The following is a 14,258-nucleotide window of genomic DNA, read 5'->3' as shown; positions in this document are numbered from 1 at the left end:
GCTCATCTTTATGAGCCTTACCATAAAATTCTGAATCAGGAGAGGATTAGTGATGGATCAGTTCCAGTTCGTCTTCTGACAGGCCGGTCATTTTCATGACGGTATTACGGTCAATGCCGTTCTGCAGTATGGTACGGGCAATTTTCAGCGTTGCTTCGCGCTCGCCTTTCTCAATACCACGCTGTTCACCAAGCTGAATACCTTGCTGAATACCCTTCTCGATGCCCTTCTGTTCCAGCTGCTGTGCGATGGTCATAAGTGCGTCTCCGTGTTGCGGCACACGCTGTGCCAGTTCGCCAGAAAGCGCTTCGGAGTCAGCTGAGCCATCTGCCTGTAGTCAAATCGATTAATGACGGATTAGTGCCAGTTCGTCTTCTGACAGGCCGGTCATTTTCATGACGGTGTTACGGTCAATGCCGTTCTGCAGCATGGTTCGGGCAATTTTCAGCGTTGCTTCACGCTCGCCTTTTTCAATACCACGCTGTTCACCAAGCTGAATACCCTTCTCAATGCCCTTCTGCTCCAGCTGCTGTGCGATGGTCATAAGTGCGTCTCCGTGTTGCGGCACACGCTGTGCCAGTTCGCGAACGAAGGCTTCGGAGTCAGCTGACTCGCCCGCCTGCAGTAAATAGTGTATCAGCGCTGTTACCTGGGGTGAAGAAAGATAATCCGCCATCAGTAACGTGGCCAGACGATCGGTAAGCGTAGCGATATCACGCTGATGAATATGCTTCTGTAACAGCGTCAGCGCTGCCATGCTGCGGTGCCCCATAATCTCCTCGTCCGGAATGACCGTAACATCAACCAGGGGAAGGCACTCCCGTAGAGTTTTCCCGCCAGCGCCGGGTCATCGAACTCGTCGAGCCATCGCGTTGGGTAGGGATAGGGGCTGCGTTTGCCGGTATAGAACAGCACCGGGATCACCAGCGGCAGCGTTTTATGCCCAGCCTCAAGGTGCCGCTGCATGGCGGCCACCGCGTACCGCATAAGCCTGAACGCCATGTGTTTATCCGGAGTGGACTGATGCTCAATCAGTACATGTATGTACCCGTCACCGGCGGTGGTCTTCAGGCTGTAGAGAACGTCGCTGAAATACTGGCGCAGGTCGTCTTCAACGAACGAGCCGGATTCCAGTTTCAGGGTGCTGAGGTCACAGACAGAACGCAGCTCTGCAGGGAGGTGCAGCTCCATGAAGTCGCGGGCAATATCAGGCTGCGTGAGAAACTGCCTGAATGTCGCATCGTGGGGAGTAGGGGTACTGTTCTTTTTTTTCATCGGATCTGACTCTGACAATCACACGCGCATGGTATCACAGGCGGAAAGTGATAAAAAAACGCCACAGCCACATAACCCTGGCAGTTACCAAGTTGGTTAATCAAAGTCGGCATAGGGGGTAAGCGGTTCGGGCGGCATATTCAGATCGCCTTCCCAGCCCGCCAGGGAGTAGCGGGCATAGATGAGTGCATGACTGGGCGTATAATCCTTAGCCTGCTGAATATCGATGCCTGCCCCCAGCGTCCAGTGCGAGGTCAGCCTGCGTTCTATCAGCGCCCGCAGCGTGTAGCCAAAGCCGCTGCTGCTGCTGTCGTTGCCTGCAGGGTTATCGCGGGTCAGGGCTGCAAAATCGAGCGGATAACGCGACTCTGCATGGGTTTCTGAGTGAGACCAGGAAACGGAGCCTGCCAAATCATAAGACCAGTTCTCCGTGCGCTGCCGCCAGGTGACCGGCACGGAGAGCGAGTTATAGCGCTGCGGGCTGTAGTAGCCTCCCTGCCCCAGTGCGTAATCACTTAAATCGCGGGCGTAATGCCACACCATGCCGTTCAGGCCTATCGTTGCCCGCCGGTTATCTTCATTGATCAGCTTGTAGTAGTACCCCGCCATAACCCGCTCACGGGAGTTATCCGCTACGTTTTCGCCGGTGATTTGATGCGCGCTGAGAGAGGCCCAGACGCCGTTGGCGTTGCCCTGGTCATAGTTCAGGCCAATCGCTCCGCCGGTTGCTATCACCCCGCCCCAGGTCTTGCCACTGGCCAGATTCGGGTCCTGCGCGCCAGCGTAAGAGAGTAAGGAGCTGGAAATGGGCCGTCTGGACACTGTCAACGATACTCCCAGATCCTGCACATCGGTATTCCATGTCAGCCCGCCGACCCAGTTAGTGACGGCAAACCCCAGCGGCGTGCTGCCAAGGTCTGCCGACCATTGCTCGCTCCTGTAGCCCAGGCCGACGCTGGTCCCGTTCTGATGCTGCCGGAAATTGCGGTTACAAACGGCGGTGTCACTGGCGCAGGTGCCAAAGTTTTCATCAATAGTGCCCGTGCTGCTGCGCGAGAACGATCCCGCAGAGAGATCGACGTTATCAATCCGCAGAAAACCTTTCCCGACAGAAAACGGCGCTTCGGCTTCAATCATGGTGGTATGGGCAGTGAAGTCCGAAATGCCGCCCGTACCCTTGTTACGCGAATAGTCCTCCTCCAGCGTCAGCGTGACCTCCTGCTGACGATAGAGATCGGCAGCGTCGCGACGAATACCGCGTTTAAGCCAGTCATCGTGCTGGTCGTTGCGGGTCAGCCGGGTGTAATCATCATTATTATCCGGCTGAGCGGGGCTGATGCCGCTGGCAACCATTGCCCGGGCGTAATCAGCCCTGGCGGCCTGGGGCTGTTGTTGAAGGGCTTCAACCCTGGCCGCATCGCGGTATAGCAGCGCGCTGCTTTGTGAAGGGCCTTCTCTGGCGGCCAATGGCTTCAGGCGCTGATAGAGTGCAGCGGCCCGCTGCGGTTCTCCTGCAGCCAGCCAGGCGTTTGCCTCTCTTCGTCCGCTGTTCAGGCTCTGAACAGAGAAATCTGCTGGCAAGGCGCTGAGCTGCGTGCGGGCCTCCTTCAGTTGCTTCAGCGCCACCAGCGCTTCGATCTTATCCAGCCGGGCCTCCGCTTGTGCCAGCTGGCGATCTCTCTCCAGACGATCCGCGAGATCCTGCAGGCTCCGATCCCATTTCGCCTTCGGCAGGAGATGGAGCTGTGCCAGCGCTGCGTCGGCACGATCGCTGCCGGAAAGATAGAGCGCATAGGCATAGACCTGCGCGGGCACCTCAGGCTGCTGTCGGGCCATGGCCTGCATCAGCCCATCGGCAGCCTGAGGCTGAGCGGCGTGGCGCAACGCGCCTGCCAGCCGGTAATTCAGCCAGATATCCTCTGGAGCAGCCTGCTGTGCCAGACGATACTTCTCTGCCGCCTGCTGCCAGTTGCCAGCCTCTGCCAGCCGATCCCCTTCTGCGCTAAGCGCATTGCTGCGCAGGCTGGCGAGGGTATCACTCACCGCGCGTTTCTGCGCCGCCGACAGCCCGTTAATAAACGCCAGCGCCTGCTGCGGTGACTGCTGCTGATAAAGCGCGGCAAGCCGCCGAACGACAGTGGCGTTATCAGGATCGCTGCGCAGGGCCTGCCTGTAGAGTGCTTCTGCCGCAGACGGACTTTTGCGCGCCTGCGCCACATCGCCCTGCCCAATCAGCGCATAGCCATCGCGGTTATCCAGACTGCGGGCCAGCTGGTAATAACGGCTTGCCTGAGTCAGCTCGCCCACCGCCAGCGCTTTGTCTCCCTGAGCAATCGCCAGCCAGTACTGGTTTGACTGCAACAGGCTCTGCCATTTACCGATATCAGTACCCCTGGCATCTGCGGCTATCGCCCGCTGGAAATAGCCGTTGGCCGCTTCACGGTTATTTGCCCGGACCAGCGCCTGGCCCATAGCGCCCAGCAGATCGGGGTCGTCTGGCGCCGCTTTTAACGCCGCGCGTAATGCGGGAATAGCGGCGGTGCCCTCACCCTGCTCAATCATCGCCAGTCCACGCAGGCGCTGCTGATAAGCGGGATCGGCCAACATTTTTTGCTGACGGGAAAGCTCAGCCACGCCGTCAGATTGCGGTTTGTCGTGGGTAAAGGTGTCGAGGTAGACCTTCAGCTGCGCCACGCTTTGCGCCGTAACCGGCTGGGATTTGATACTGCTGAGCCACAGTTCGGCGGCCTGCATCTCTCCTGCAGGATCGGCTGCCACCGCCTGAAGCTGCTTTACCGCTGCCGTCGGGTTATTGCGGCTCAGCTCCATCTGGGCTATCGCCATGCGGACATTGATGCTGCCTGGCGCCTCCTGGTCCAGCGCAGAGAGCTCAGCCAGCGCACGCGTCTCTTCTCCCGGCAGCCGCGCCACTAACCGCCAGTACTCAAGGGCAATGTCACTGGAAGGAAATATGCCGTTGAACTGCCGATCGTAGACCGCTCGCGCTTCTGCAAGATGTCCGGCAGTGGCGAGCAGCCTTGCCTGCTGCAGCTGTTGCCGCCCCGCATCTGACAGTAAAAGCAGGCTGGCTTCAGCCTGACGTGTCACCAGCGAATCCGGGGAAACGGCCTTCAGCGTTACCATCAGCTGGCGGGCTTTCTCCTGCTGCCCCTGACGCAGCGCCAGGCGGATTTGCGCCGCCAGCACCTGCGGATCTTCCGGCGCAATCTTCTCCAGCCGGTAGAGCGACGCGCTGACCAGATCGTATTTATTGGTGGCTTCGCCAATCCTGACCTGTTGCAACAGCCACTCAATCGGTTGCACCTGCTCCGCAGCTGTTACGGTGCTGCTTAAAGGCAGCAGCAGTACCGGCAGGATCAGGCTTAGCAGCGAGCGTTTCACTCCCGGTCATCCTCATCACCCAGACGATGACGGCTTACGCGGCGCATCACGCGCCACACCAGCAGCGCAAACACCACCACCACCACGGCGGCAAAGAGCGCCAGCAGGATCGGATGCGTAGCCAGCGCATTCCACAGCCGTTCATACCAGGGAAGATGGCCGATCCAATAGGTCTCGCCAACCTGCAGGCTGTTGACGCCGGAGTCGCGTATAATCGAAGCGGAACCAAAGATAGCGGCCCGTTTGCCGCTGTCGATCAGCGCCCCGTTCAGCAGTGACCAGGCCTGTGGGCTGTCGGCCAGCAGAGCAACAACGCTGCGCTGGGCAGCGAACGGAGACTGGAAACCGACCAGCGCCGCCACCGGGCCGGTTGAGCTGATAGTGGTCTGGCTTTCTGCCTGGCGATCTTCAGGAGAGGAGAGGCCGCCTGAGAAGGCGGTCTGGCGGTTTGGCTTGTTCACCCAGCTTTTCGCCGCATCCACCAGCAGGTTCACGTCGCCTTTCATATCCGCAGGCAAGGTGCCGATCATCAGCAGGTCAGCGTCGTACGATTTCGCCTTGTTCCAGTCATCGGTAATCTGAACCTTCAGCGCCGGATAGCCGGTCTGGGCAGAGATGTTACCTAGCGCATTCAGCAACGCGCTGACTTTTTCCGGCTCTGGCCGGCCACTGACCAGCACCAGCGTTTGCGCCAGATCGGCGCTGCGGCTGAACGGAAAGCCCGCATTGGCAAAAGCGCCCAGCGAAGGCATCTCCATGTAATGGCGATAGCCGGAGAAGTCGACCGTGGAGTTGGGGTCAATCACCACGTGATTGGTAACAGGGGTGATGGTCTCGCAGCGGCCTTCACTGGTGGTGTTGTTATAGCTTCCGCCGATAAAGGTACTGGCGTAATCGAAGTCAAACCGCAGCTGATTGACCTCGCCCAGTTGCAGCGCCGGAATGGTGAGCCGCGTACCGTTGTCCAGCAAGCCCTGTACCAGCGGGATGCGCAGCAGCTGTTTGCCCTCTTCCCGTTTGGTGGTTAGCGCATAATCCTGCACAAACTGATCGTTCAGGTTCACCGCCAGCCGCGAGCCATCATCCTGCACCGGTGAGGTATAGCGATATTTGATATCCACATCGATGCCACGCGCGCGCACCAGAAACAGATCCGGCGGCAGCTTCAGGGTCAGGGCTATGGGGCCGGGCTGCATGCCATCGGCCTGGAGTTGGCCCTGGAACTGTTGCAGCTCGCCAAAGGTGGTGGCGCGATCGGTACGCACCCAGTTTGGCGCATCGTAAGGCTGCCGTGCTGCCAGCGCTTTCACGCTGTCGATGGTGGAGGCTTGTCCGCGCAGCAATATTTCGCCCTGCGCGATCCCCTGCACCGCTGTCAGCAAATCGTTGTCGTCACGGCCCAAAATCAGCAGCAACTTCTGGTACGGATTACCCGGCCTGTCGATCATCTCTACCGTTGGTTTGTCTACCGGCGGCAGCGTTTTCAGGAAATCTGGCCGTTTGCTGTTTGTGGCAAAAACCACAGCATGCTGCTTTTCCGGTAACGCGTTATAGAGCACCGGGAAAGTCTGCCCACGCCAGTCAGCTTTGGTACCGAACCAGGAGGCGAGCACCGCCGCCGCACGCTGTTCGCCTACATCAGGCGCAGCGGCGAAAATCATCGGCAGCGACAGGGGACGGCTCTCCCGCGCATCAAAGAACGGTTCCGGGAAGTGGGAAAGATCGTTTTTGACCGGCAGCTTCTGCAGCGCCAGCTCCAGCGTGCTTGCCTTGCCGATCTCCAGCCAGATAGCGCTGTTTGCCGGATTTTCGCAGATGTTAGCGTAATGCCCTACCAGCTCCAGGCGGATGCGGTTAAAGTCGCCAATAAAACGTGGATCGATTGGCACCTGAACCTGACTGGTTTTTCCCAACTCTTCGGCGGTTATCGGAACCAGGCCTGCCAGCTCATCATTCAGATAAACTTTAAGATGCGAAAGTGAAGGGATCAGCGAGGGTGAAGGGCGGAAAGTAAGATTCAGCACCGCTTTAGTCACTACCTCATCACTGCGCACGCCAAACTCAATCTGCCCCTGGGTGCGGGTCCCCAGCAGTGTAAAGTTGCCCGGTGGAGGCGCAATCTCAGAGAACCTCGTCAGCGCATTGCGCACCGGAGCGGCCGGCGCAGTGCCCGGCTCAGCGCCTGGCGAAGAGGTACTCGATACCGGCTGAGAAAGGGTCTCCGGCGCGGCCTGCACCACCGAAGTCATACCCAGCAATAATGCCGCGAACCAACCTGGTTTTATCGTCATCTTCTCTTCATCTGTAATGGCGAGCCTGTTCTGCTCACGATCCTCGGGAAAAAAGAGGCTATCCAGCCTGCCAGCCGCGTCAGCAGCGTAAATAACCCGCGCAACGGAGCCGGACCATGTTCGGCAAGCCGTAAATACCCCCTGAAGCCCAGCACCACAATATCGGCCAGGCTCTGAACAGGTTTATCTTCAGGGAAACTGTCCTGCCACAGCGCCCAGGTATCGGCGCGGGCAAAGGTACACTGAATAAATTCGACGTGCTGTTCCGTTGTCAGCTCATGCAAACGGATGCCGGCACGGCGGCCAAACGTCCGCTGAACCACACAGGGGAAGCTGAACTCCTGCTGACCGCGGCGCAGCAGCAGATAAACTTTATCGTGCTCGCTGAGCTGGTTTTCTTCTCTCATCTCCACACCCACGCCGCCGTCTGAGTAATCCCGTAGCGTACAGGGCAGCATATGCCCGTCAGCCCGGGCCAGCGCTGCGGGCATCGCAATTTCAACGCGATGGGCTTCACGGATCTGCCTGGCCTCTACCGATACGGCGACCGCGCCGCCCAGAATAATCATGTTGTAGAACACCCAGAGCAGGCTGACCAGGATCGTCAGCACCTCTTGCGGTGGCCCATAATGCAGGCGCCAGATGGCTGCGGCCACGCCCGCCAGATTAATCAGCACCAGGCACATGTAAGGTCGGGTAATGACCCAGTCCAGATGCTGCTCTTCCACCAGACCGCCCTTGGCGGTGACGTTGAACTTGCCCTTATGCGGATTGAACAACGCTACGGTAGTGGGCCTGGCGATATACCAGGCCAGCACCGTCTCATAGACTTCACTCCAGAACGAGTGTCGCCAGCGCCCCTGAATGCGTGAGTTGGTCAGACTGGTGTGGATCATGTGCGGCAGCACGAAAATGGCGATGACCAGCGCCGGCGCAAAGATAATAAAGGCGTGGAAGAGCAGAAAGCCCAGCGGCGCCAGCAGAAATATCAGCCGGGGAATGCCGGACAAAAAGTGCAGCATGGCGTTGGCATAACAGAGCCGTTGCACCAGCTTCAGCCCCCGACCCGTCAGCGGATTATCCAGCCGGAAAATCTGCACCATTCCCCTTGCCCAGCGAATACGCTGCCCGATGTGGGCGGAGAGACTTTCTGTGGCCAGTCCGGCGGCCTGCGGAATACGGATATAAGCTGAGGTGTAGCCCCTGCGGTGCAGGCGCAGCGAGGTATGCGCATCTTCGGTCACCGTTTCGACGGCGATACCGCCAATCTCATCCAGCGCGGAACGGCGGAGCACAGCGCACGAACCGCAAAAGAACGCGGCATCCCAGATATCGTTGCCATCCTGCACCAGACCATAAAACAGCGTGCCCTCGTTTGGCGTGCGGCGGAACCGGCCAAGGTTGCGTTCAAACGGGTCGGGCGAGAAGAAGTGGTGCGGCGTCTGAAGCATCGCCAGCTTCGGATCCTTCAGGAACCAGCCAAGGGAGACCTGCAGGAAAGAGCGGGTGGGCACATGGTCACAGTCAAAAATCGCAACATACTCGCTGCGACAGACGGTTTTCAGCGCATGGTTAATGTTACCCGCTTTGGCATGTTCATGGCTGGTTCGCGCCACATACTGCACGCCAATTTCCTGCGCGAATTCACGGAACTCAGGTCGGTTACCATCATCCAGCAGGTAAATTGTCAGCTTCTCTTTTGGCCAGTCAATGCCCAGCGCAGCATACAGCGTCGGTTTCACCACGCTTAACGCTTCATTATAGGTGGGCACTAATAAATCCACGGTGGGCCAGCTTGCCGTCTCTTCCGGCATCGACACGGGCTGACGTTGCAGCGGCCACAGCGTCTGGAAATAGCCCAGCACCAGCACCACCCACGCGTAGGTTTCTGCCGCAACCAGCAGCACTCCAAAGGTCAGACTGACCGGGTCATCCCAGTTCAGCGTGGAGGTGTAGCGCCACCAGAGGTAGCGGCAGGAGATGGTCAGCGAGAGCACGATCAGCATCATGGTGGGCAGCCTTCCCGGAATACCCCGCACCACCATCGCCACGCCCCACAGCAGCAGCACAAATATCAGTTGGGTAACAAGGTCAAACGGCTGAGAGATACAGAGCAGGGCCAGCCCGGTGGCGACGAGGATCGCGCCACCAAGCAATACCTGACGTAGCCAGGAGGGCAGCCTTTTCAGGTGGCGATCCGCTTTACGGGCAATTCCCCGCTCTTCGATCCGCTGGGGCAGTTTATCCAGCCAGAGAAAGGCACGTTGTCGCCAGCTTCGTAGCGGAATAACAGGCGAGCGTTCGCTGCGGCTGACGCTATCCAGCGGCAGCACCAGCAGCAGCCAGAGGCTTTGCAGGCCATAACGCAAACAGTCTGCAGGGCGCGGTCTTTCCGGCGAAATATGGGGGTAGAACCGGCGGCGGTTAGCGTTAATTTTTTGCCAGCCGGGCTGTTCAAACCTCAACAATGCCCAGGCCAGCATCAGCCAGAAGCAGTGCAGCCCGGCAGTCAGAGCCGGAGATCCCTGCTGACGAAATCCGCTGTAGCGCTGCTGCAGTCCAGGGAAGACCGACGGGGTCAGAAGCCAGCGCAGCAGCATCATGCCGGTAACCCACGCAGATTGATCAGCGCCCAGCTGGCAAACGTCATCATCTCTTCTGCCGCCAGACTCTGCGGGCGATATTCCGTAAACGGCTGTTTGTTCAGCAGCGCTTCGGCTACCGCTTCGTCGCGGTGAACAGAGAGCGGGATCAGGTTGTCCAACGTGCTTAGCCAGAGCTGATGCAGATCCTGCTGGGAATTAATGAGCGGGGAATATTGATTCAGCAGAAAGAGATTACCGGCGGCGAAGCGCTGCTGGTGGAGCCGGATATGGCAATTGGCATCCGGTACCACCACGCTGATAACCCGATCGGCCAGCGTCAGCAGGGAGCGCGTCCAGGGCGTTGTGCCTGCGGGAACGTCCAGTAAAATCCAGCGGTATGCCTGGCGTAGCTCTGCCAGATGGGCAGCCCAGTGATCGCTATGCGCCAGCGGCTGACTGACAAACATCAACAGTTCCCGATCGTTGATCTGGCCGAACGGGATAAAATCCAGGCCAGCCGCATAGCGCAAAGCGCTTTGTTGCCAGGGCTGGTCGTCGAGCGCGGCACGCAGCCAGCCGCGGGGATGCGTGGCCGGGGTATTAAAGTGAAGGCGCAGCTGATTATCCGGCGAGAGATCCACGACAACCACCGATTCTCCCTGCGTTTGCAACGCCCAGGCAAAAGCCGCCGTCAACGAAGTTGTCCCTGCGCCGCCGCGCACGCCCTGAAGAGCAATAACCGGCACTACCGATCCTCAGTAGAGGCGGCGGTGGACAGCTCGGCAAGCAGCGGCCAGCGGGCCACTATTCCGTCAAGGCGCTCCTGCCGGGAAATATCCACATAGCGCCAGCCTTGTAGAGAAAAGGCGGCGGCTAACGCACGAATATCATCCTGTGCCTCACCAGGCGCCGCTATCACCGGCAAATGCTTTTCACTCATCATAGAACCCCTTTTGCGACAGAAAAGAGCGCCAAAATAGTGTGACTGGCTTAAGATTTATCTTATCTGAAGTTTAAATCTGATTGGTATAAGTTGTAATGTATATTTAGTGAAAGATCCTCTCAAAATAACTTTTATCTGGTCTACATTTAACCCATGTAACAGGACGTGTTGCGGAAAAAACTATGGCTTCTTCATTCACATTGGGTTTCGAACAGGTCCGGGATGAACTCATGCTGATGCAGCCTGCTGGTTGTTATTGGGTGACCGCTGACCGGGAAGAAGATGCGCGTTTGCTGGCTCGCCAGTGCATCAGCGTGCAGCGTTCGGTTGCCTTAATCACCTCCGGCAGCAAACCTGAAGCGCTGCTTACGCCGGCGCCTCAGGGAGGGCCGAATGCCATTCCTCTTTTTTCCCTGCCGGAAAACCGTCAGGCCCTGTTGAATCTGACCGATGACCTGGCGCGGGTTTTACCGGAGAAGCCCCGGCTGATAATATTTTTTACCTCCTCACTGTTGTGGGAAAAAATAACGGCAGAGGAGATAAAAAGCTGGCTGAAGCGCTTACAGAGCTGGTTAAGCGGCAAACAAATTTCGCTGCTGATCGTGACCTCGGGATCGGGCATAAATAACGTTCGTCATCATCTGCAGGTATTTTATCGTCACCTTGAAGGCCTCTCGCAACTTGACTGGCAGCAGGACAGCTGGCATTACCGCATTAACTGGTGGGCAAACGGCGATGGCATGCTGGCTGACCGGGCAATGCGCCTCTCTGCCAGTGAGCACTGTTTCAGGCTTATCGATCGGGATGAGCAGAATACGCCGCTGACCCTGAATGATGAGCAGCTCTGTATTGCTGAAAAATCGGTACTTGAAGGCGCTCCCCCCCTCTCCAGCCTGTGGCTTTTATTCGATGATAACAGAGCGGTTTACGATCGCGCCCTGCAGGCCAGTGCCGCCACTGTGGTTTTTGCCCTGCAGCACAGCGACGCTATTGCCGACATGGCGAGCCAGATTCACAGCCTGCGTATCTCCCGCGGGAGCGGGCTGAAAATCGTGGTACGCGAGATGCAAACGGCGCTGCGCTACAGCGATGAGCGCCTGCTGCTGGCCTGCGGCGTCAATGCCATCGTCCCGTTCAGCGCGCCCCTCTCCCGGTTCCTGACCACCCTTGAAGGTATTCAGGGCCAGTTATTTAACCGCCACGTACCGGCTGACCTTTCCGCTCTGCTGAAATCGATGCAGCCCTTGCAGGAGAGGGGCTATCTTTCACCGGAAGCGTTCTCTCAGTCGGTGATGCTGCTGGTGAACAACACGCTGCTACCTGAAAACGGCAAAGGGTTACTGGTCGCGCTGCGCACAGTGCCTGAACTGAAACCAGAACAGGCGCTGACGCTCTGCAAGCCACGGCGATATGGCGATCTGGTCACGCTGGCGAGCGATCGGCTTTACGTGTTCCTCTCTTCCTGTCGTTTTAACGATCTGGATACCGCACTGAAATTTATCTTCCGCCTGCCGCATGATGAAATTTTTACTAACCGGCTGGTCTGGTATGAAGATTTGCAAATTTTATCGGAGGTGCGCCAGATGGCGGGAAAGGTGAAAACGGCATGGCACGCGACCCCTGCGGCTTCGGCGCCTGAGCAGGCTGCACCAGCGCCGAAAGTGGAGAAATCTCGTCATCAGCCGCAAGATATTATCCTCGGCCAACGACCGGAAGAGGACTTATGACGCTGATGGATGGGGTACAGATCCTGCTGCTGCTGGTGCTGTTACTGCTGTTACTTAAACCTTTTTATGCCCGCTGGCTGCCGAAAAAGTGGCACGGGCTGCTCTTGCGTTTCACGCCGCCCCGCTCATTAAAATATGAAGGGACCTGGCGACGTAAATCTTCAACATCGGACAAGCAATGAGCCCTCTTGATGAAGCTAAATCCCCTGTACGCTGGCGCGGACTGGGCGGCTGGAACCTCTATTTTCTGCTTAAATTTGGCCTGCTGTGGTTTGGTTATCTGAACTTTCATGCGCTGACTAACCTGGTGTTTCTTGCCTGGCTGGTTTTGCCGGTGCGCTCTGACGGCCTGCACCGCCTGCGCAACTGGATCTCCCTGCCGATCGGCATCGGGCTGTTCTGGCACGACACCTGGCTGCCGGGACCGGAGAGCATTCTGAGCCAGGGCAGCCAGCTCACCGGCTTTTCCGCTGCTTATCTGCTGGACCTTGCCAACCGCTTTATCAACTGGCAAATGGTAGGAACCGCTTTTGTGATGCTGGTGCTCTACCTGTTCATCGCCCAGTGGATAAGGGTGACGGTGCTGGTGTCACTGATGCTGCTGTGGATCAACGTAGTGAATATTGCCGGTCCTTCCTTTGCGCTGTTACCGGGTAAAGAGGCCACGCCGCCGGTGACGTTAAATAGTGCACCGCAGCCGGCCCCCGCTGACGGGTTGGATCAATCGGCACCGCCCACCAACACCAATCTGACCGCATATCTGAATACCTTTTACGCTAACCAGAAACAGCAGATCACTCATTTTCCTGACGCGTTACCGGCAGATTCGGCCCCGTTCGATATCCTGGTGATCAATATCTGTTCGCTGGCCTGGTCCGATATGGAGGCGGCTCAGCTGAGCGATCATCCGCTGTGGAAGCATTTCGATATCATGATGACCAATTACAATTCGGCGACAGGCTACAGCGGTCCGGCCGGTATCCGTTTGTTAAGGGCAAGCTGCGGACAGAGCTCGCACAGCGATCTCTATAAACCCGCCGACCAGCGCTGCTATCTTTTTGATAATCTTGCAAAGCTTGGCTTTAAGCAGCAGCTGATGATGGACCATACAGGGGTATTTGGTAACTATCTGCAGGAGCTACGTGAACAGGGGAATCTGAGCGCGCCGCTGATGTCGCAGGCCGGGATCAGGCCGGAACTCACCTCTTTTGACAGCTCACCGGTGCTGAACGATGCGGAGGTGATGCAACGCTGGCTGGACGATCGGCAGAAAAGCAGCGACGCCCGCAGCGCCACCTTCTACAACCTGATCCCGCTGCATGACGGCACGAGAGAGCTGGGCAGCAGCAAAACCGACGCCTGGCAGCCACGGGCGAAACTGCTGTTCGATCAGCTGGATGCGTTTCTGACCAACCTTGATAAATCAGGCCGCCGGGTAATGGTGATGGTGGTGCCGGAACACGGCGCAGCGCTGCAGGGCGACAAAATGCAGATGTCCGGCCTGCGCGATATTCCCAGTCCGGGCATTACTCATGTGCCGGTTGGCATTAAGTTTGTCGGCATGAAGGCGCCGCATCAGGGGCCGCTAAACGTTTCAACCCCGCTCAGTTTGCAGGCCCTGTCAGCTCTGGTCTCCCGCGTGGTGGATGGTCAGGTCTTCAACGCCGCCAATGTGAATATGTCGGTGCTCACGGAAAACCTGCCGCAGACGCCGGTTATTTCCGAGAACGACAATGCCGTGGTGATGATGTACCAGGGCAAACCCTGGATACGGCTCAACGGCGGAGAGTGGGTAGCTTATCCGAACTGAGAGGGCTCCGTTTGGGAAACGGAGCCCTGGAATGTCTTTCAGGGCCTTCACCGGATTTTAGCCGCTAAAATCCCGGCCAGGCACTTCTGTGCATAGCCATGCACCGGGTTAAAACTTATCAAGGCGTTTTTCAGGAATTTTGACAAGGTAAAGATGCATCTTTTGATCCGAAGGCGGCAGATAAGCGCGGAGGGGCGCAACGGATATTATGGTAAATCCGCCCGC

The 14,258-nt window shown here is 57.9% G+C and carries 8 protein-coding genes and 2 pseudogenes; 3 read left to right on the top strand and 7 right to left on the bottom strand.

Annotated elements, in window-relative coordinates:
- Positions 1–46 precede the first annotated feature (46 nt).
- From SD961_RS04315 to bcsR, 7 genes and pseudogenes are all read right to left on the bottom strand, one after another.
- Positions 47–316, bottom strand: a pseudogene (locus tag SD961_RS04315) (Rpn family recombination-promoting nuclease/putative transposase); the annotation flags it as partial.
- 30 nt (positions 317–346) lie between these two features.
- Positions 347–1,275: pseudogene (locus tag SD961_RS04310) on the bottom strand (Rpn family recombination-promoting nuclease/putative transposase).
- Positions 1,276–1,371: 96 nt separating this feature from the next.
- The gene (locus SD961_RS04305; RefSeq protein ID WP_318789157.1) at positions 1,372–4,677 is read right to left on the bottom strand and encodes a cellulose biosynthesis protein BcsC; all 3,306 of its coding nucleotides are present in this window, start codon (positions 4,675–4,677) and stop codon (positions 1,372–1,374) included.
- Complete coding sequence (gene bcsB, locus SD961_RS04300) at positions 4,674–6,968, bottom strand: cellulose biosynthesis cyclic di-GMP-binding regulatory protein BcsB (RefSeq protein ID WP_318789156.1); 2,295 nt, start codon at positions 6,966–6,968, stop codon at positions 4,674–4,676. Before bcsB ends, SD961_RS04305 begins: the two co-directional genes overlap by 4 nt.
- Positions 6,965–9,571 (bottom strand): UDP-forming cellulose synthase catalytic subunit, encoded by a 2,607-nt coding sequence (bcsA, locus tag SD961_RS04295; RefSeq protein WP_318789155.1) that lies wholly within the window; start codon positions 9,569–9,571, stop codon positions 6,965–6,967. Before bcsA ends, bcsB begins: the two co-directional genes overlap by 4 nt.
- Positions 9,568–10,299, bottom strand: a complete 732-nt coding sequence (gene bcsQ, locus SD961_RS04290) for a cellulose biosynthesis protein BcsQ (protein ID WP_318789154.1) — start codon at positions 10,297–10,299, stop codon at positions 9,568–9,570. The genes bcsA and bcsQ overlap by 4 nt, the downstream gene beginning before the upstream one ends.
- A complete protein-coding gene (gene bcsR / locus SD961_RS04285; protein ID WP_318789395.1) occupies positions 10,299–10,493 on the bottom strand; it encodes a cellulose biosynthesis protein BcsR in 195 nt (64 codons plus the stop codon). The genes bcsQ and bcsR overlap by 1 nt, the downstream gene beginning before the upstream one ends.
- Positions 10,494–10,678: 185 nt before the next feature.
- Between bcsR and bcsE the strand changes: the two genes are divergently transcribed.
- From bcsE to bcsG, 3 genes are read left to right on the top strand one after another with little or no spacing between them, the layout of a single operon-like run.
- Entirely contained in the window at positions 10,679–12,223 is a 1,545-nt protein-coding gene (gene bcsE / locus SD961_RS04280; protein WP_318789153.1) for a cellulose biosynthesis protein BcsE, read from the top strand.
- Positions 12,220–12,405 (top strand): cellulose biosynthesis protein BcsF, encoded by a 186-nt coding sequence (bcsF, locus tag SD961_RS04275; RefSeq protein ID WP_306209524.1) that lies wholly within the window; start codon positions 12,220–12,222, stop codon positions 12,403–12,405. Before bcsE ends, bcsF begins: the two co-directional genes overlap by 4 nt.
- Positions 12,402–14,033: a cellulose biosynthesis protein BcsG gene (gene bcsG / locus SD961_RS04270; protein ID WP_318789152.1), complete on the top strand. Its 1,632-nt coding sequence runs from the start codon at positions 12,402–12,404 to the stop codon at positions 14,031–14,033. Before bcsF ends, bcsG begins: the two co-directional genes overlap by 4 nt.
- Positions 14,034–14,258 lie beyond the last annotated feature (225 nt).

Origin of the sequence: Erwinia sp. MMLR14_017 (genome assembly GCF_033657285.1) — a bacterium.
Lineage (GTDB): Bacteria > Pseudomonadota > Gammaproteobacteria > Enterobacterales > Enterobacteriaceae > Erwinia.
Note: the sequence above shows the minus strand (reverse complement) of the source record. Positions and strands in the feature narration are given on the sequence as shown.